The 18,832-nt window shown below is 60.3% G+C and carries 15 protein-coding genes and 1 tRNA gene; 3 read left to right on the forward strand and 13 right to left on the reverse strand.

Annotated elements, in window-relative coordinates:
- Positions 1–149: 149 nt before the first annotated feature.
- Positions 150–908 (forward strand): hypothetical protein, encoded by a 759-nt coding sequence (locus tag GY791_12895; protein MCP4329323.1) that lies wholly within the window; start codon positions 150–152, stop codon positions 906–908.
- An 869-nt stretch (positions 909–1,777) separates the two neighbouring features.
- Entirely contained in the window at positions 1,778–3,169 is a 1,392-nt protein-coding gene (locus tag GY791_12900) for an MFS transporter (GenBank protein ID MCP4329324.1), read from the forward strand.
- A gap of 656 nt (positions 3,170–3,825) precedes the next feature.
- Here GY791_12900 and GY791_12905 read toward each other — a convergent pair.
- From GY791_12905 to miaA, 13 genes are all read right to left on the reverse strand, one after another.
- Positions 3,826–4,533 (reverse strand): DUF429 domain-containing protein, encoded by a 708-nt coding sequence (locus tag GY791_12905; protein ID MCP4329325.1) that lies wholly within the window; start codon positions 4,531–4,533, stop codon positions 3,826–3,828.
- Positions 4,534–4,782: 249 nt separating this feature from the next.
- Positions 4,783–5,262 carry a hypothetical protein gene (locus tag GY791_12910; protein MCP4329326.1) on the reverse strand — a complete coding sequence of 160 codons (480 nt, stop codon included), beginning with the start codon at positions 5,260–5,262 and terminating at the stop codon, positions 4,783–4,785.
- A 134-nt stretch (positions 5,263–5,396) separates the two neighbouring features.
- Positions 5,397–5,472 (reverse strand) — tRNA-Lys (locus tag GY791_12915).
- A 132-nt stretch (positions 5,473–5,604) separates the two neighbouring features.
- Entirely contained in the window at positions 5,605–6,747 is a 1,143-nt protein-coding gene (rodA, locus tag GY791_12920; protein MCP4329327.1) for a rod shape-determining protein RodA, read from the reverse strand.
- 3 nt (positions 6,748–6,750) lie between these two features.
- Positions 6,751–8,652: a penicillin-binding protein 2 gene (gene mrdA / locus GY791_12925; protein MCP4329328.1), complete on the reverse strand. Its 1,902-nt coding sequence runs from the start codon at positions 8,650–8,652 to the stop codon at positions 6,751–6,753.
- 1 nt (position 8,653) lies between these two features.
- Positions 8,654–9,151 (reverse strand): rod shape-determining protein MreD, encoded by a 498-nt coding sequence (gene mreD, locus GY791_12930; GenBank protein ID MCP4329329.1) that lies wholly within the window; start codon positions 9,149–9,151, stop codon positions 8,654–8,656.
- An 11-nt stretch (positions 9,152–9,162) separates the two neighbouring features.
- Positions 9,163–10,041: a rod shape-determining protein MreC gene (gene mreC, locus GY791_12935; GenBank protein ID MCP4329330.1), complete on the reverse strand. Its 879-nt coding sequence runs from the start codon at positions 10,039–10,041 to the stop codon at positions 9,163–9,165.
- 67 nt (positions 10,042–10,108) lie between these two features.
- A complete protein-coding gene (locus GY791_12940) occupies positions 10,109–11,149 on the reverse strand; it encodes a rod shape-determining protein (protein ID MCP4329331.1) in 1,041 nt (346 codons plus the stop codon).
- An 89-nt stretch (positions 11,150–11,238) separates the two neighbouring features.
- Entirely contained in the window at positions 11,239–12,792 is a 1,554-nt protein-coding gene (locus tag GY791_12945) for a 2-isopropylmalate synthase (protein ID MCP4329332.1), read from the reverse strand.
- 490 nt (positions 12,793–13,282) lie between these two features.
- Complete coding sequence (gene ilvC, locus GY791_12950) at positions 13,283–14,302, reverse strand: ketol-acid reductoisomerase (protein ID MCP4329333.1); 1,020 nt, start codon at positions 14,300–14,302, stop codon at positions 13,283–13,285.
- A 41-nt stretch (positions 14,303–14,343) separates the two neighbouring features.
- Positions 14,344–14,862 carry an acetolactate synthase small subunit gene (ilvN, locus tag GY791_12955; GenBank protein ID MCP4329334.1) on the reverse strand — a complete coding sequence of 173 codons (519 nt, stop codon included), beginning with the start codon at positions 14,860–14,862 and terminating at the stop codon, positions 14,344–14,346.
- A gap of 71 nt (positions 14,863–14,933) precedes the next feature.
- Positions 14,934–16,694: an acetolactate synthase 3 large subunit gene (locus GY791_12960; GenBank protein ID MCP4329335.1), complete on the reverse strand. Its 1,761-nt coding sequence runs from the start codon at positions 16,692–16,694 to the stop codon at positions 14,934–14,936.
- A gap of 105 nt (positions 16,695–16,799) precedes the next feature.
- Positions 16,800–17,741, reverse strand: a complete 942-nt coding sequence (miaA, locus tag GY791_12965; protein ID MCP4329336.1) for a tRNA (adenosine(37)-N6)-dimethylallyltransferase MiaA — start codon at positions 17,739–17,741, stop codon at positions 16,800–16,802.
- A 131-nt stretch (positions 17,742–17,872) separates the two neighbouring features.
- Between miaA and serB the strand changes: the two genes are divergently transcribed.
- The gene (gene serB, locus GY791_12970) at positions 17,873–18,772 is read left to right on the forward strand and encodes a phosphoserine phosphatase SerB (GenBank protein MCP4329337.1); all 900 of its coding nucleotides are present in this window, start codon (positions 17,873–17,875) and stop codon (positions 18,770–18,772) included.
- The last annotated feature ends 60 nt before the right edge of the window (positions 18,773–18,832 follow it).

The following is an 18,832-nucleotide window of genomic DNA, read 5'->3' on the forward strand; positions in this document are numbered from 1 at the left end:
CGAAGTCCGGCCGCACCAAAATCGTCTCGAAGTGAAACCGGAGAACCCATGGCAAACCTCCATCCGTTTGCCATCTTGAATCAGAAAAACACCGTTCCGGAAAGCCCCTATATGAGTCCCACTCACAGAGACTTGGTATAATATGGTCTTTGGCAATTGGTGGCACGCTGGAAGATAGGCCTCGCTACCAGAAATCCCACTGTTTCGACAAGTTTCCCTTTCCGATCCTGAGCAGGGGTATAAGCGCTCAACTGACTGGTTTGGGCGAGCGGCTGGATCGACATCGTAAAGAGGTGCTCATCCAACACAACGATCTCACCATAACCCGCCTTTACAATGTTCTCGAACGCGTGCGCCAGATCGAACGAATGGGCACTGGCACCCTAACTGATAAGGAGCGCGATATTTTCGATCGCGGACTGGTCGGCGTGTTGAGAGAGATCCACAACGAGATTGATGATGCGACCTTCGATGCCTATGGCTGGGCACATGACATAGGCGAGAATGACATTCTCGAAAATCTGGTAAATTTGAACGCCGAGCGTGCAGCAGAAGAAGCCCGTGGCCTCATACGTTGGCTTCGGCCTGAATTCCAGGACCCGAACTACGGCAAAGAGCGCGCACCAGAGCGGGTCCAAGAGGAAATGGTCGTCGCCTCCCCGATCACTGCCCAAGATGCTGCTCGTACGCTGCCCAAAGAACTTCCCGAACGAATCGCTGTCATAAGGGATGTATTGGCCGATCACGGTGGTATAGTGGAAGTTCGCGACATTGCCCGGTTGTTCAAGGGCCGCAAGGGTCCCGCCGTTCGAGAAGCCCTGGACGCCCTCGTTGCGCTTGGCTTGGCAGAGTCCGCCGATGATATCTACGCATTTACCGATAGCAGGTTGACAAATCGGGCAGCATAAATTCGCAAGCATTGGGTTGGAAGCGTGGGAGGGTAATAGGAACTCTCGAAGATTGACCGGCCGCGATTATGGTCACACCAAAACCCCGTATCCAATACCAAAACCCTGGGGTAGGGGTGCCTTCGAAAGCGTACCGGTGTGGGCGCAAAGACGAATCCGTTCTGCGCCTGGTTATTTGTGCTTGGACCGGGCCACCTGATCATCAATCAGCGAGTCTTGCTCAATTTGTGATGCTCAATCAATCGTTTGCGGTTGGATAGTGGGTTTGGGGTAGCGCATGGGTAGCGTGCCGCTAATATACGGCGGCCAAATCCCCAAATCACGGATAGGAAATCGATTGACTGACTCGCCAGCAGCATACTTCAGGGCGTGGCCGACTTCTTATCTAAACTGCAGAAACCGCGCCATGATCCTCCTATTAATTTTAGAAGTACTCTCATAGACACAAAGCCGCCGGCTAACGGAGTCCAGTTTCACAATGACGAGATAGTCACTGTTTGACATTCGCTGGTCATCAACGTGCGGCAAACAGCATAGTTCATTTGGAAGAATTGGCCCGATGATGGCCTATTCTGTTTCGGTAAGTTCATTACTCGTAACTCGAAGCTTTCGGGCTTCAGAATTACAACTGAACCGAGACAGCAACTTAGCTTAAATGTCCTCTCGTTGGAGTAAAGCGGAAGTCGGATGCGACTAATTCAAACGTCCGACTTTGACCCGTTACAGTCATTCCGCTTGACCAGATGAGGTCGTCCTCCCACGGTTGGCATCATGGGTTCGTGACACCTTCTGATTGACCCTGCAGGGCGTTTTGGAAGTGTTTCCGCCCGTGGCATGAGCCGTGTCCGACGTGAGTTGCGGGGGGTTCGATGGGTAAAGATACAAAACTGACGATCACGACCTTGATGATTGCCGCGCTCACGATCGGCACGGACTTCACCGGCGTTTTGCTTCTGGTCACGCCTATCGAGCGGGACTTTTCGGTCGACATTACGACCACGCAATGGGTGTTGAACATTTACGCCCTGACTTTCGGGATCTTCATAGTTAGCGGGGGCCGGTTGGGCGATATCTACGGGCACAGGCGCCAGATTCTGGTCGGCCTCACCATCTTTCTGATCGCTTCCATAGGCTGTCTTGCGGCGCCTTCTATCGGCTGGCTCATCGGGTCACGTGCCGTGCAGGGTATCGGCGCGGCGCTCCTCTGGCCGTGTATCCTGGCGCTCGGCACGACGAGCGTGGACGAGGACAAGCGCGGCCTGGCAATGGGGCTCATCCTGGCCGGGGTCACGGGCGGCAACGTGGCCGGACCGCTCATCGCCGGTGTAGTGACCTGGATCGGCGATTGGCGGCTGTTTTTCCTGGTGAACACATTGATGGCGGTGCTGACCGCGGCTCTGGTGCTCCGCTTCTTGAGAAAGGAATCGCCGGGCAAGACTGACAAACGCATCGACATCGCTGGCATGGCGGTCCTGGGTTTCGCGCTCTTGGCGCTGCTTTACGGTCTGGATGTCGGAGCCGACTGGGGCTGGACATCGCCCGCACTTGTCGGCCTGCTCGTCTTGAGCGCGGTTTTGTTCGTCGCGTTCCCGTTTGTCGAACCCCGCGTCAAGGCCCCTCTGGTACCGCCGAGCCTAATGCGGAACCGCGAGTTCGTGCTGATCTTGTCGACAAATGGGCTGCTGGTCCCCGCCCTCTTCATCGCCTTCCTGTATTTTCCGCAATACCTGCAGAAGACGATGGGCTGGTCGGTGCTGGCTGCCTCGTTCGGCATGCTGCCGTTGATGGTGCTGCTGTCTGTGGGATCAGTTCTTGGTGGGCGCTTGTATGACCCGATCGGACCCAGGCGCCTGCTGCTCGCGGGCTATGCCTTGGTCGCTCTCGGCGCGGCTACGATTGTCTTCTTCATGCCGTCCTGGGGCTACTTCGCAATTCTGCCCGCCATGATCCTGATGGGGCTAGGCGCCACCCTGTGCGTCGGCACGGCCGGCACGGCTGCCGTGAGTGCGGTTCCGCCCTCGCGTGCCGGCGTCGCGGGCGGGCTGTCGTTCATGGCCCACTTGTGCACCGGCGCACTCGGCGTGGCCGGTGCGACCGCAATCATGAACGCCGAGACCGCCGGTGTGGCTCAAGCCGGGATGAGCAAGGCTTTCGCCGCCGGTATGAGCCATGCCTATTGGCTAGCGACGGCCCTGGCGATCCTCGGCATCGCCGTGGCAGCAGTGATCGACGAAAAGAAATTGCAGGCCGTCCCTGACTGAATGCCACGTTGCTGTCCTCGATAGAGGCAAGAGCGGGACAAGTTGGACTGCCAGGGTCTCCTTGTGGCTACTAACGGACGTTCGAGCGCGATCTCCGGTCTCGCCCTGATAAGACCAGTCTACCCCGCAAAGCGAACGTTGCTCAGGCGGTCCGCGTTTGTCCGAGTCTGGCCGAATAAAGACTTGCTAGAAGGACCCGAATCACGAGAAAGCTGTATGAAAACATGATCTGTCAATGAAATTCATTATCGTTCAGCTTCTCCTCCCAATAATCGGAAATTGTAATTATCTGCATATTTGCCGACTGGAACCCATACGCGACACAATTTCCAATTGCTACGACACCATACACAAGTAGCACTGGAGTCCACTACTCCGTGCCTACATCCAGAAAATACAAACCTGCAAGCAGCGACATGGCGGGCGCACCGTAATAGAAGGCGTTTGCCCACGTTCCGAAGGATTGGACATGCTTGTATTCTGCTTCCCGCGTGATCTTAGACATAGCGTATCCCCGAGCGATGAAATCTGACCAAGCTAACATTGAGCAAAGTTGGTTGTCAGTGGGGTTATGGCACAAAGGCGAAATGGCACGATATGTTCCGTGGCGACCACCAGGGGTCAACAACCAGACATTGAGGCCGAAGGTCACGCCCTTAGTAGACCATCTCCATTGGGAGACCCGTTGCGTCCAACGGTGGATCTTTGGGAAGTGTTTGAGCTTCACGATGCGCTATTCGGTTGGCTGTCCAAAGGGCAGCAATTGCATCCAAGATATCGTCATCTGCAACGTGCTTCTTCAAGTGACTACCGCGGCCCAATTCGAGCACCCGCGAGCCGAGCCACTCCTCCGCGAGTTTGCATCTCATTGCCCTACCCACCAGCGTTTTCTTCCCAGCAGACATCGGACGTCCCCCCGCCCACGACCAAAAACAGACTTCCGGGTGCACCTCTCGAATCCGTTTTCTAGCTTCTGCACTCGACTGTAAAAGTTTGTCCACTTCACAGATTTTTTCATAGAGTGCCCAGGATTGAACTCCCACCCTTCGGCCGTCTCGGACTTCCGTAATACGTGATGCTTCTTCGCGATTCGTAGCTCTTAGCGCAGGTCGAATTGGAGTGGGAAACACACTGCTTTGCCGAGGCGGGCCTAGGCATTTCCGCGCTTGCCTATCACAGTCACGCTGTCCCGCATCAGGCAAACCGATTGGAATATCCAACGTTAAGACAGAAGGCCGCGGAAGGACTTCCAACAAACCATTTGCTTGTTCTATGATGTGAAAGCGTAGCTCTGCTGTCTCGGTATCCCGCGAAACTCTGAACCAGCCTTTCTTGCAACCATCTGCGCCAGCTACCCAAACCATTCCAGTACCTTGCCTAAAGAATTGACGCTCTACGAGCACAAGCACATGCTCTCACTGGTCGATGCCCGGAATAGAGGAGATATGATGCTTGCAAACGAAGGCTATTGGTACCGAGCCAACCAAGAACCCAACTCGCTAGAAGTTCGGTCTCGGCGCAAGTCGGTCAATCCTCGGTACGGCTAAGCCGACTTTCAATTGCGAGCAAACGACAAGTTTGATGGGCGTCGGTTTTGTTCGTGCGATGTGGGGCTAAGTGCCTATCTCAGCGCCATCTTCCTTGCTAACGACGTTAGTGGGTGTTCGATCCGGTGTAACATCGATCATGTCGGTGAGACCAAGTTCCTCTGCTAGCTCTCGAATTTCCTGCCGAATCTCATCGATGCCCAGTTCGGCGACGGGTATTGTTGTTTGGACACGTGCGGTAGGTCGACCAAATACGCGGTCCGCAAGATATTTGGCTGCGTCTAGTCGCACCTTCTCGCTACGCCCATGTTGCGCCAAGTCGATAATCGTGCGTACTGCCGGTGCGGCTCCCGCCTCAAACTCTTTTCGAGAAGCGATGAGGATAGCGGCGCGTATGTCATCCCGCATCTTGAGTTGACGCCCATAGGATGGACTATACCCCACCCGCCGGGCAGCTTCGGCTGCGCTCCCGGTGTCTAGATACTCGGCGCCGAACTGCTCGTGTTTCTCATTGAGTTGAGGAATATGCTTCGGAAGGCTCGCCAAGGGAGCACAGTAATCGTTGTTTCTCATACGCCGTAATATGGGGATTGTGCTACCCCAATGCTACCCGGATAAGCACCATCTCGAATGCCCTTCCGTAGTATGTGAATAAACTATTGTAATTTAATTGAAAAACTTGGGGGGCGATCGGGGACTCGAACCCCGGACCCGCTGATTAAGAGTCAGCTGCTCTACCAACTGAGCTAATCGCCCGTGAGATGAGCGCGCCGTATAGCAAAGACGGCGCGCGCTGTCGAGCATTTGGCCCCGCGCGACCGGGGAATCAAGGCCGCTGGTGGCCGACGCCCGCGCCCGTGTCGCGCCGGCCGCCGCTTCGCCGCGGCCTCAGTCTTCGGTCGTCCGGGCCAGCCGAATGTCGCGGTAGACGTAAACGTTGAGCAGCAGGCCGAAGCCGAACAGCAAGGCCAACAGCGCGGTGCCGCCATAGGAGACGAGCGGCAGCGGCACGCCGACGACCGGGATCAGCCCCATCACCATGGCCACATTGATGAAGATATAGAGGAAGAAGGTCGAAGTGATGCCGAGCGCCACCAGCCGTCCGTACTGGCTGCGACTGCGCAGGGCGATGGCATAACCGTAGATGAGCAACAGCAGATAGAGCCCGATCAGCGTCAACGCGCCCACGAAGCCGAACTCCTCCGACAGCATGGTGAAGATGAAGTCGGTCTGCTTTTCCGGCAGGAAATTCAGGTTGGCCTGGGTGCCCTGCATGTAGCCCTTTCCGAACAGGCCGCCGGAGCCGAGCGCGATCTGCGATTGCAGAATATGGTAGCCGCTGCCGAGCGGATCCTGCTCGGGGTCGAGGAAGGTCAGGATGCGCTGGCGCTGATAGGCGTGGAGGTATTGCCAGCCGATCGGAATGGCGGCCAGCGCCCCGAGAACGACCAGGATGAACTTCCAGATTCGTACGCCGGCGAGGAAGAAGATGGCGCCGCCGACGGCGACCATGAGCACGGCGGTTCCAAGATCGGGCTGTTTCATGACCAGCGCCGCCGGCACGAACACGATGAGCAGCGGCACGACCAGGTAAAGCGGGTTGCCGATCTGCTCATGGCTGCGGCCGTGGAAATAGCGGGCGAGCGCCAGCACCATGGCGATCTTCACCAGCTCCGACGGCTGCAGGTTGAAGAGCCCGAGGCTGATCCAGCGCTGGGCACCGCCGGCGCCGGTGCCGGCGAACTCGACCGCGGCGAGCAGGACCAGCGAAACCCCGAAAGCGACATAGGCCAGCTTCATCCAAATGCGGATATCGATCATCGCCACGAACAGCATGCCGAGAATGCCGATCCCGAATCGCACCATCTGCCGTGTCGCCCAGGGCTCGAAATTGCCGCCGGCGGCGGAATAGAGCATGATGAAACCGATCGACGCGGTCAGGCAGATCAGCACGACCAGCGTCCAATTGACCTGGAGCATGCGCTGCGCCAAGCCGATGCGGGCACCGTCGTGGCGCGAATAGTGCGTCATCGCCTAGCCGTCCTGCCCGATCGGCGCGGCAAGCGCCAGGCTCGACAACGGACTGGTCCGCGACGGATCGCGGCGCTGGGTTTCGAGCAGCACGTCCTTGGCGATCGGCGCCGCCGCCCGCGACCCGCCGCCGCCATGCTCAACGATGACGGCGCAGGCATAGCGGGGATCGTGGATCGGGGCGAAGCCGATAAACAGCGCGTGGTCGCGCTCCTCCCACGGTTTGTCCTTGTTCTTGACCACACCCGTCGCGCGTTCCGCCTTACTGATGCGGCGGACCTGCGAGGTGCCGGTCTTGCCGCCCATCTCCATGCCCTCCTCGGTGATGCGCGACCGCCCCGCGGTGCCGCGGGGCTCGTTGACGACACCGATCATGCCGCGGATCGCGGCATCGCGCGACGCCTGCGAGATTCCGATATCGGGGTAGTCGGTCGCGATCGGTGCGCCCGAGCCGTCGGGGCCGATCTGCCGCCGCAGCAATTGCGGCATGACCGCCTTGCCGCCGTTGACGATTCGCGCCGTCATCACCGCGAGCTGCAGGGGCGTGGCCAGGATAAAGCCCTGACCGATGCCGGCGACCAGGGTCTCGCCATGCTGCCACCGCTCGCCAAACTGGGCCTGTTTCCATTCCCGGGTCGGCATGAAGCCCTTCTTCTCGCCGCGCAATCCCAGCGGCAGCGGAACGCCGATGCCCAGCCGATTGGCCATTTCCGCGATCCTGTCGAGGCCGACTTTGCGCGCGACGTCGTAGAAGAAGACGTCGCAGGACTGCTTGATCCCGTTGTGCAGGTTCATGGTGCCGTGTCCACCGCGCTTCCAGCAGTGGAACTTGGCCCGGCCTATACTGGTCGAGCCATAGCAGGTCACCGCATGGGAAGGCTTGATGATGCCCGACTCGAGCCCCGCAAGGGTGACGACCATCTTGAACGTCGATCCCGGCGCGTACTGACCGGCGATCGTCTTGTTGGTCAGCGGCGCCTTCTTGTTGTCGAGCAATCCCTTCCACGTCTTGGCGTCGATTCCGTCGGCGAAATCGTTGGGATCGAAGCTCGGGCTCGACGCCATCGCCAGTAATTCGCCGGTATGGATGTCCATGACCACGGCGGCGGCGCTTTCGTCACCGAGCCGATAGTACGTGTATTGCTGCAGCCCCATATCGAGGGTCAGGTCGATGTCGTAGCCCGGCGTTCCTTCGTCTCGCTTCAACTCGCGGATGACGCGGCCGACCGCATTGACTTCGATCTGGCTGGCGCCGGCCTTGCCGCGAAACAGGTTGTCGTGGGCGCGCTCGATGCCGTTCTTGCCGATTTGGAAATCCGGCAGCTGCAGGAGCGGATCCCCGGTCTGCTCGGCTTCGGACACCGCCGCGACATAGCCGAGGATATGCCCGGCGCTGTTGGAGTAGGGATAGAAGCGGCGCTGCCCTTCCTCGATCGTGACGCCGGGCAAGTCCGGCGCGTTGACCTCGATCCGCGACACTTCTTTCCAGGACAGGTTCTCGCGCACCAGGATCGGAACAAAGGCGCGCTTTCTGGCCGCGTCGCGAAGGACGCGCCAGTGGTCCTTCTCGCTGATGTCGATGATGCCCGACAGATCCTTGAGCAGCTTGCGTACGTCGCGCGCCTGCTCGACGACCAGGATGACCCGGTAGTTTTGCCGGTTGCTGGCGATTTCAACGCCATAGCGGTCGTAAATGCGGCCACGGGGTGGCGCCAGCAAGCGGAGATTGACCCGGTTCTCCTCGGCCAGGACGACGTATTTGTTCGAATCGACGACTTGAAGGTAATAGAGCCGGCCAACCAGAAGCGAGAGCAGCCCCAATTGGGTCCCGCCCAAGAGAAGGGCCCGGCGATTGAACAGCTTCGCGCGGTCGACGACCTTCTTCTGTTTCTTCTTTTTTGCCATGTCAATTCACCATCCCACGGCGAATCAAACCGAAAATCCAGGCAAAAATAGGGTAGACTGCAAGATCGAGGGCAAAACGGGTCAGCGCCGGGCCGAGCCCGAGGAACGCTTCGGCGCGAAGCGACATGACGATCCAGGTCAAGAATACCGCCGCCGCCGCCGTCGCCGCGAAGGCCGCCCACTCGACGAAGAACGATTTGTCTTCGAAACGGTGGCCGTTGGCGCGCAGGATGGAGTAGGCGAAAAGGTATATCAGCGCGTTTAGCCCGATCGGGTCGCCGCCCAAGGTGTCCTGAATCAGGCCGATGACGAATACCGCGACCACCGGCAAGACACCGGGCCGATGGATCGCCCAATAGAAAACCGCGATGAGACCGAATTGCGGCGGTGTCGATACCGGGCTCGGCAGCGGCCATTGGGCGATGCCGACGAGAACCAGGGCGACGGTCAGGATGAAAGGCATGACCGCCAAAGCGAAGAAGTTCATCCGCCCCAGCATCGCGACCGGTCCTATTCGATATTGAGAATCGAGCGGCGGCGGTCGCGTCCGACGATGCCCAACGGATTGAGGTCGATGACCCTGACGTATTCAAGCCGGTTCCAATTGACGAAGGGATCGATTCGAATCACGCCATCCTCGAGCCCGCCCACGGTCCCTACCGCAAGCCCGGGCGGAAACACGCCGCCATCGCCGGAAGTGACGATGCGGTCGCCGTCGACAACGCGCGCATTTGGCGGCAAATAGATCAGCCGCGGGCGATCGCTGTTGTCGCCGGCCAGCATACCGCGATCCCGGCTCGTCTCGAGCCGAACCGGAATACGGCTGTTGAGGTCGGTGACGAGCAGCACCCGAGCGGTGTTGTCGCCGACCTCCGCCACGCGCCCGACGAGGCCTTCGCCGCTGATCGCCGCCTGGCCCTTCCCGATGCCGTCACGAGCACCTGCGTCGAGCAGCATGGAGCGCACGAAGGCGCCGCTCGAATCGGCAATGACGCGGGCCGAAATATAGCGAAACGCTTGCTCGGGTACGAAGTTGAGCATGGAACGGAAGGCGCGATTCTCCGCCTCCAAACGCCGGGCCACGGCTTCCCACTTCAAGAGCCGCTCATTCTCCGCGCGGAGGCGTGAATTCTCGCCCTGCAGCGAGGCCAATTGGCCAAGCGATTCAAAGGCTTCGGTGGCGGTTTCGACCGGTGCCGAAACGATTTCGAGAACCGGCGCGAAGGCATCGGTGGCGGTCGTCCGAAGCTCTTCGACCAACGCCTTTTCCTTGTCCGCGATAAGAATGAGCCCGACCGCCGTTCCGACCATCAGCATCAGCAGAATGCGTTGCACCCAAATCTTGGCCGGGTGAGCAAGTCGGGCAACGGAGGCGCCGCGTCGTTTCACGTCATTAGCCTGTCGCTATTTTTCTGAGCTTGGCGCACGTCTCCGCTTCATAACCCACCGACAGCGATCAATAAGCCGTCGTCAAAACATTGTTGAGCGTTTTCATTTCCTCCAAGCAACGCCCGGTGCCGAGCGCGACGCAGGACAGCGGGTCGTCGGCGATCGACACCGGCAGCCCGGTGGCATGGCGCAGCACGTAATCGAGATTGCCGAGCAGCGCGCCGCCGCCGGTTAGCACGATGCCCTTGTCGACGATGTCGGCGGCCAACTCCGGCGCCGTATGCTCGAGCGCGACCTTGACCGATTCGATGATCGCACCGACAGGCTCGGCCAGGCTTTCCGCGATTTGGCGCTCGCTGATGACCAGTTCCTTGGGCACGCCGTTCATCAGGTCACGGCCTTTGATCTCGAGCACCCGGCCTTCCCCATCCTCGGGCGGACAGGCGCTGCCGATTTCCTTCTTGATCCGCTCGGCGCTGCTTTCGCCGACGAGCAGATTATGGTTGCGGCGAATATAGGCGATAATGGCTTCGTCCATCTTGTCGCCGCCGACCCGTACCGAGCGCGAGTAGACGATACCGCCGAGAGACAGCACCGCGACCTCGGTCGTGCCGCCGCCGATATCGACAATCATCGAGCCGGTCGGCTCGGTCACCGGAAGCCCCGCACCGATCGCCGCCGCCATCGGCTCTTCGATCAGGTAGACCCGGCGCGCACCGGCGCTTTCGGCCGATTCCTGAATCGCCCGCCGCTCGACAGCGGTCGACCCCGAGGGAACGCAGACGATGACCTGCGGACGAGCGAAGCTGCGCCGGTTGTGCACCTTGCGGATGAATGCCTTGATCATATCCTCAGCGACCTGAAAATCCGCGATCACGCCATCGCGGAGCGGCCGGATCGCGGTGATGTCCCCCGGCGTACGGCCCAGCATCATCTTGGCCTCGTCGCCGACCGCGATGACTTGCTTGCGTCCCTTGCGGTCGGCCATGGCGACCACCGACGGTTCGTTCAGTACAATCCCGCGGCCACGGACGTAGACTAGCGTGTTTGCGGTGCCGAGGTCGATTGCCATATCGGCGGACAGCATTCCCATCAATCCGGTGAATATCATTGTCTCGTCAGCTACCCCCGTGTCTGGTCGGCGGGGGCCGGGCTATCGGCCCGGCCCGTCGCCGGTTTCAAGGTTCGACGCCACCATCATGCGCTGAGCGCCGCCGGTGCCGTCTTCTCGCGTTTGGTCAGCAACTTGTTGAGCGCGTGCAGATAGGCGCGCGCCGAAGCGACCAGTGTATCGGTATCCGCGCCCTGACCGTTGACGGTCTTGCCGCCCTCTTCAAGGCGCACGGTGACCTCCGCCTGCGCGTCGGTGCCACCGGTAACGGCGTGAACCTGATAGAGTTGCAGCCGCGCGTCGTGCGGGCTCAGGTTGCGGATCGCCCGGAAAATGGCATCGACCGGGCCATCGCCGGTGGCCGTCGTTTGCTTGACCTCACCGTCGATTTCGAGCTGCAAGTCGGCCGTCTGCGGGCCCGTCGAACCACATACGACGTGGAGTGACACGAAGCGGATTCTCTCGCGGTCCCGAATGACCTCGTCGTCGACCAGCGCCACGATGTCCTCGTCATAGACATCCTTCTTCTTGTCGGCGAGATCCTTGAAGCGCTGAAACGCATCTTCGACAGCGTTCTGGCCCAATTGATAGCCCAATTCCTCGAGCTTGGCCTTGAATGCATGGCGGCCGGAGTGCTTACCCATGACCAGCGTAGACTTCGTCAGTCCGACCGATTCCGGGGTCATGATCTCGTATGTTTGGGCGTGCTTGAGGACACCATCCTGGTGAATGCCCGATTCGTGGGCGAACGCATTGGCACCGACGATCGCCTTGTTGGGCTGGACCGGGAATCCGGTGATCGTCGAAACCAGGTGGGAGGCCCGGGTGATATGCTGGGTTTGAAGGCCAGTCTGATACGGCATCGCATCGTTGCGGGTCCGCAGCGCCATGACGATTTCCTCGAGCGCGGCATTGCCGGCCCGTTCGCCAAGCCCGTTGATCGTGCACTCGACCTGCCGTGCGCCGATATCGACGGCGGCTAACGAATTGGCCACCGCCAAGCCGAGATCGTTGTGGCAGTGAACCGAAATCGTCGCCTTGTCGATATTCGGAACGCGGTCGAAAAGCTTGGCGATCAAGGCCGCGAACTCGCCCGGCACGGCATATCCGACGGTGTCGGGAATGTTGATTGTCGTGGCACCGGCCTTGATCGCGCTTTCGACACAGCGACAGAGGAAGTCGCTTTCGGTGCGCGAGCCGTCCTCGGGCGACCACTCAACGTCGTCGCAGAGATTGCGGGCATGGGTGACACTATCGATCACCGCCTGGTGCACCGCTTCCGGTTCCATCTGCAGCTTGAATTTCATGTGCAGCGGACTGGTCGACAGGAAAGTATGGATCCGCGCCTGGTCGGCATGATGGAGGGCCTCCCAAGCGCGGTCGATATCCTTCTTTGACGCCCGCGCCAAGCCGCAGACCTTTGAATTCTTGAGCAGCTTGGCGACCTCGGTCACGGCTTCGAAATCGCCGTTCGAAGCGATCGGAAATCCGGCCTCGATGACGTCGACCCGCATTTCCTGGAGGATTTCGGCAATCTTCAGCTTTTCGTGAAGATTCATCGACGCGCCGGGCGATTGCTCGCCGTCACGCAACGTCGTGTCGAATATGGTGACGTAATCGTTCGCGGTCGTGTCCGTCATGTCATTCATCCTTTCGCGCTTGACGGGTTCATACTTCGACTATTCGCAATCTTCCCCTGAACGGGCAGCCCAACGGGCTTGGCCATTGTTCAGGGGCGAATAAGTCGAAGCCCCGCGCCGCTACGAAGAAGAAGCGCGTCAAGGCAGGCCGAATTTACACGCACCGTCTCAACGTCCGTCGCTGGACGTGTAGACCGTGTTAATGCGCGTTTGATCCGTGCGCTCATTTCCGCTGCCTGCCTCCGTCCATAGCTACCTTATATTGGGGTTGCCAGGGACATCGAACACAATATCAAGCCCATCAGAGGCTTGACTCGCTCATGTCTACGCCGTTTTGCCTAGTCATCGCAAGTATTTAACGGGACTCAATGCGATTTTTTTTAACTTTTCGTCACCAAACATGCGGTTTGGCGACCGCAATGAGGCCATCGCAGGCCACGTCGCCCGCGATCAAAGTATTCGCAAGCGCCCCGCCGACGATTCCGACCGCCTAATTCTTAGTCTTGTCAACCAGCGCCTTTTCGCTGATCCACGGCATCATGCCGCGGAGGCGTTCGCCGACCTCCTCGATCGGATGTTCGGCCGCGCGGCGGCGCATGGCCTTGAAACTCGGCTGGCCGGCCTGGCATTCCTGGACCCAGTTGCGGGTAAACCGGCCCGACTGGATATCATCGAGAACACGCCGCATTTCGGCGCGCGTTTCATCGGTAATGATGCGCGGCCCGCTGGTGTAATCGCCATACTCGGCGGTGTTGGAGATCGAATAGCGCATGTTTGCGATCCCGCCCTCATACATCAGGTCGACGATCAGCTTGACCTCGTGCAGGCACTCGAAATAGGCCATCTCGGGCGCGTATCCCGCTTCGACCAGTGTCTCGTATCCGGACTGGATCAACGAGGTGAGGCCGCCGCACAGCACCACCTGTTCGCCGAACAGATCGGTCTCGCATTCCTCGCGGAACGTGGTCTCGATGATCCCGGCTCGTCCGCCGCCGATCGCCGAGGCGTAGGACAGTGCCAGATCATGAGCACTGCCAGTCGAATCTTGGGCGATCGCCATCAGGCAAGGCACGCCGCCGCCGCGCTGGTATTCCGATCGCACGGTGTGTCCCGGCCCCTTGGGTGCGACCATGAAAACATCGAGGTCGGAGCGCGGCTCGATCAACGCAAAGTGGATGCTGAGACCGTGAGCGACGGCCATGGCCGCACCCTCGCGCAAATTGTCCCGGAGATCGTCTTTGTAGAGATTGGCCTGCAATTCATCGGGTGCCAGCATCATCACGACATCCGCCCACGCAGCCGCCTCGCCGGCGGTCATCACCTGAAAACCGGCAGCTTCCGCCTTGGCGCGGGTCGAGGAATCCTGGCGCAAGGCGACGACGATTTCGGCGAGGCCGCTGTCACGCAAATTCATCGCGTGGGCGTGCCCCTGGCTGCCGTAGCCGACGATCGCCACTTTTTTCGATTTGACCAGATTGACGTCCGCGTCGCGGTCATAATAAACGCGCATATTTTGGCGCCTCCTTATGGTGAGTATTTCTTGCCCGGCTCCTAGCCGGATCCATTTTGCGGGTTCGGACCGCGAGAGATGGCGACGACCCCTGTCCGGCATACGTCGACTAGGCCCAGCGGCTCCATGAGCTTGACGAAGGCGTCGAGTTTGTCGGTCGCTCCGGTCATCTCGAAGACGAACGAAGCGGTCGTGCTATCGACCACCCGGGCGCGGAAGATATCGGCGATACGCAAGGACTCGACCCGTTTTTCGCCGCTTCCCGCGACCTTGATCAACGCCAATTCTCGCTCGATGTGGGGCCCCTCGGCAGTGAGATCGCTGACCGCGTGGATCGGCACCAAGCGGTCGAGCTGGGCCTTGATCTGCTCGATGATCATCGGCGTTCCGGAGGTCACGATGGTGATCCGCGACAGGTGCCGGCGGGCATCGACCTCGGCGACGGTCAGGCTTTCGATGTTGTAGCCGCGCCCCGAGAACAGGCCGATGACCCGGGCGAGCACGCCGGGCTCATTTTCCACAAGCACCGAAATCGTATGCCGTTCTATTTTCGTATCCACCTGTCGTGCTCCCTCACGCGTGCCGCTGACGGGCGCGGCAGACCGCGCCGCCGATCCCGGGGTCCAGGCCGCTAGACCAGGACCATGCCCTCTTCCGAGACCGGCTTTTCAGCCTTGTCGCTGGGGCCGAGCAGGATTTCATTGTGCGCCGCGCCGGACGGAATCATGGGGAAGCAGTTCTCTTCCTTGTCGATCATGATGTCGGCGATCACGGCACGGTCGGTTTCGATCATCTCCTTGATCACGTCATCGACCTGATCCGGTTTTTCGGCCCGCAGGCCGACGGCATGAAACGATTCCGCCAGCTTCACGAAATCCGGCAACGAATCCATATAGCTTTCCGAATACCGTCCGCCATGCAGCAATTCCTGCCACTGGCGGACCATGCCCATGTATTCGTTGTTGAGGATGAAAACCTTCACCGGCAACCGGTACTGGGCGATCGTCGACATCTCCTGAATGTTCATCAGCACAGAGGCCTCACCGGCAACATCGATGACCAGGGCATCCGGATGGGCGACCTGGACTCCCATCGCCGCCGGTAGACCGTAGCCCATGGTGCCGAGCCCGCCGGAGGTCATCCACCGGTTCGGCTTCTCGAATTTATAGAACTGCGCCGCCCACATCTGGTGCTGCCCGACCTCGGTCGTGATGAAGGTCTCGCGATCCTTGGTCAGCTCGTAGAGCCGCTGCAGTGCGTATTGCGGTTTGATTATGTCGCCGTCCTGCCGGTATTTCAGGCAGTCCTGCGCGCGCCACTCCTCGATCGACTTCCACCACGACGCCAATGCCTCCCCGTCGGGCCGTACCTGGCTCGACTTCCACACCTTGATCATGTCCTCCAACACGTGGCCGACATCGCCGATGATGGCGCAGTCGACGGAAATGTTTTTGTTGATCGAAGACGGGTCGATATCGACGTGGATCTTTTTCGAGCCGGGAGAGAACGCTGCGAGGCGGCCGGTGACCCGGTCGTCGAAGCGGGCGCCGATGTTGATCATCACGTCGCAGCCGTGCATCGCCAGATTGGCTTCCAGCGTTCCGTGCATGCCCAACATGCCGAGATGTTGCGGATCCGAGGCCGGAAACGCGCCGAGCCCCATCAGGGTCAAGGTAATCGGATAGCCGGTGAGGTGAACGAATTCGTTCAGCAATTGTGACGCCGCGGGACCCGAGTTGATGACGCCGCCGCCGCAATAGAAGATTGGGCGCTTGGCCGAACGGATCAGGTCGACCGCCTTTCTAATCTCATCGATATCGCCCTTGACCCGCGGCCGATAGCTCTTGTGCTGGATTTGCTCGAGAGCTTGCGGGCGACCGCTCCCCATCAGAATATCCTTGGGCAGATCGACAACGACCGGCCCGGGGCGGCCGCCTTTCGCCACATAAAAGGCTTCGTGCACGATCCGCGAGCAGTCGTCGACCCGTTTGATCAAGTAATTGTGCTTGGTGCACGGCCGGGTAATGCCGGTGGTGTCGGCCTCCTGAAAGGCGTCGTTGCCGATCAGGTGGGTCGGCACCTGCCCGGTCAAGCAGACGATCGGAATCGAATCCATCAGCGCGTCGGTGAGGCCGGTTACCGCGTTGGTTGCGCCGGGACCCGACGTAACAAGGACGACACCCACCTTGCCGGTCGAGCGCGCATAGCCCTCTGCCGCGTGGACCGCGCCGCCTTCTTGACGGACCAGGATGTGGCGGATCGAGTTTTGCTTAAACAGCTCGTCATAGATCGGCAGAACAGCGCCGCCGGGATAGCCGAAAATCGTATCGACTCCCTGGTCGACCAGGGCTTTCAACACAATCTGGGACCCGTTCATCTCTGCTGTCGCCATCGTTCCATTCCTCGGGCATAGAAATCGGAGGCCGGCGCCGAAACGGGCCGGCCATCCAGGTTTCGCAAGCCTTTGCTGCGCGTGCGAAGGCGCATAGGTAGACCTTTACCTATCCATGGTCAACAGAAACTCGCGAATAAATGAAAAGATTTTTGGCTGCAAACTTTCCGAATATTGCTCATTAATGACCAAGTCCGGCTCCAGTTGGTGGCGGAACCAGGTCAGTTGACGCTTGGCGAAACGGCGGGTCGATTTCTTGGCCTCGGCAACGGCGGTATCGAGGTCGACCTCGCCGGCGACATAGCGCCGCAAGTCCTTGACACCCAGGGCTTTCATTGCCGGCAGCCCGTCGTCGAGAGCCATCGCTGCCAAACCGGCAACCTCGTCCACCGCCCCGGTCGCGATCATGGCGTCAAAGCGGGCGTCGCAGGCGGCGTAGAGCTCGGCCCGCGGCGGCGTCACGAGGATCGTGCGGAAGTCCGTATCGGATCTCGACCGGGGCGTCGCTTTCCGCCATGCAACGATCGACCGTCCGGTCGCCTCAAGGACGTCCCAGGCGCGCCGCAAGCGTTGACCATCTTGGGGCCGGATGCGCGCCGCCGCGGCGGGATCCCGTTCCGCCAGGCGGGCATGGAACGCCGGGCCGCCGAGGCGGTCGAAAAGATCACGGGTCCGTTCTTGGACGTCGCTCGGGATCGCCGGAATCGGTGCCAGACCGTCGACCAGGGATTTGAGATAGAGCCCCGTGCCGCCGCAGAATATCGGGAGTTTTCCGGCATCGGCCAGCGCCTCGATTCGCCCCGCCGCGCGGTCGCGCCAGGCGCCGACCGAAAATCGCTCGGCGGCCGACGCGATGCCATAAAGTTCGTGCGGGACGCGACTACCATCGTCGGCTGTCGGCCGTGCCGTCAGAATGCGAAGCTCGCGGTAAATTTGCATGCTGTCGGCATTGACAACGACGCCATTGAACTTTGCCGCCACATCCATGGCGAGCCGCGACTTCCCGCTTGCCGTGGGTCCGGTTATTATCAGTGCTGCGTTGGCCATGGCTTGGTAATCATGCTTGGCGGTGCGGGTCCGTCTGCGTTCAGTCATGCCGGAATGCGGGCGCCGCCTCAACCCGCTTGCGCGGATCCGTGGCGCAAAGCTATAGTTGCGCTGCACAAGAAATTTCGCACATGCAACATGTCGCGACACTGATCTCCGATCCATCGATTCTGCCGCTCGATACGCGACTTGTCGGCGAGGTCGCAGAAGCCCTGGCCTCAGGTCCGCGGCCCGTCGGCGCGACGCCCGACTGGCTTGCGCCCGAGCGGGCGGTCGATCTCGCTGTCAGCGGGTTGGAGGTCGCGGCGGCGCAGGCTGTCATTCGAGAAATCGTCGACGGTCGTCCGATCGATTTCGCCGTTCTGCCCGCCGATGCCCGCCGCAAACACCTTCTAATTTGCGATATGGATTCCACGATCGTCACCAATGAGACCCTCGACGATCTCGCCGCTTTCGCCGGTGTCGGCGACGAAGTCGCGGCGATCACATGGCAGTCGATGCAGGGCGAGGTCGACTTCATCGACGCCCTGGAGCGGCGCGTGGCGATGCTCGACGGGCTACCGGCGACGATGCTGGAGGCCGCCTACCAACAAGTCATCCTGATGCCTGGTGCCCGCACCTTGGTTCGCACGATGCGCCGATGCGGGGCCTATACCGCACTCGTTTCCGGCGCGTTCAAGTATTTCACGTCGCGGGTCGCGCGCACCGTGGGCTTCGACGAAGAAGAGGCCAACGAATTGGAATTCACGAACGGGCGCCTAACCGGGAAGATCATACCGCCGATCATAAATCGCGATGGAAAAGTCGACGCGTTGCTGCGGATTTCGGGCAACCGGGGGATTTCGATCGCCGACACGCTGGCCGTTGGAGACGGCGCCAACGATCTCGGCATGATCGAGCGCGCCGGGCTCGGCGTCGCCTTTCAGGGCAAAAAGATCGTCGCCGAGCGCGCCGCCGTGCGCATCGATCATACCGATCTGCGATCGCTCCTCTTCATTCAGGGCTTCCGCGCCGATGAGTTCGTCGACTAGCCGACGGTACGATACATTCGGTCAGCGCAAAAGAAAACGGCGCCCCGCGGGGCGCCGTTT

It is taken from the genome of Alphaproteobacteria bacterium (assembly GCA_024244705.1).
Taxonomy (GTDB): domain Bacteria; phylum Pseudomonadota; class Alphaproteobacteria; order JAAEOK01; family JAAEOK01; genus JAAEOK01.

What these genes read in the sequence shown, in the direction of transcription:
- GY791_12945 (MCP4329332.1), bottom strand. Translation starts at nt 12,792, where the DNA reads ATGACGGACACGACCGCGAACGATTACGTCACCATATTCGACACGACG.
- GY791_12960 (MCP4329335.1), bottom strand. Translation starts at nt 16,694, where the DNA reads ATGGCGACAGCAGAGATGAACGGGTCCCAGATTGTGTTGAAAGCCCTG.
- rodA (MCP4329327.1), bottom strand. Translation starts at nt 6,747, where the DNA reads ATGACGCACTATTCGCGCCACGACGGTGCCCGCATCGGCTTGGCGCAG.
- mrdA (MCP4329328.1), bottom strand. Translation starts at nt 8,652, where the DNA reads ATGGCAAAAAAGAAGAAACAGAAGAAGGTCGTCGACCGCGCGAAGCTG.
- ilvC (MCP4329333.1), bottom strand. Translation starts at nt 14,302, where the DNA reads ATGCGCGTTTATTATGACCGCGACGCGGACGTCAATCTGGTCAAATCG.
- GY791_12900 (MCP4329324.1), top strand. Translation starts at nt 1,778, where the DNA reads ATGGGTAAAGATACAAAACTGACGATCACGACCTTGATGATTGCCGCG.
- mreD (MCP4329329.1), bottom strand. Translation starts at nt 9,151, where the DNA reads ATGCTGGGGCGGATGAACTTCTTCGCTTTGGCGGTCATGCCTTTCATC.
- serB (MCP4329337.1), top strand. Translation starts at nt 17,873, where the DNA reads ATGCAACATGTCGCGACACTGATCTCCGATCCATCGATTCTGCCGCTC.
- miaA (MCP4329336.1), bottom strand. Translation starts at nt 17,741, where the DNA reads ATGGCCAACGCAGCACTGATAATAACCGGACCCACGGCAAGCGGGAAG.
- GY791_12905 (MCP4329325.1), bottom strand. Translation starts at nt 4,533, where the DNA reads ATGGTTTGGGTAGCTGGCGCAGATGGTTGCAAGAAAGGCTGGTTCAGA.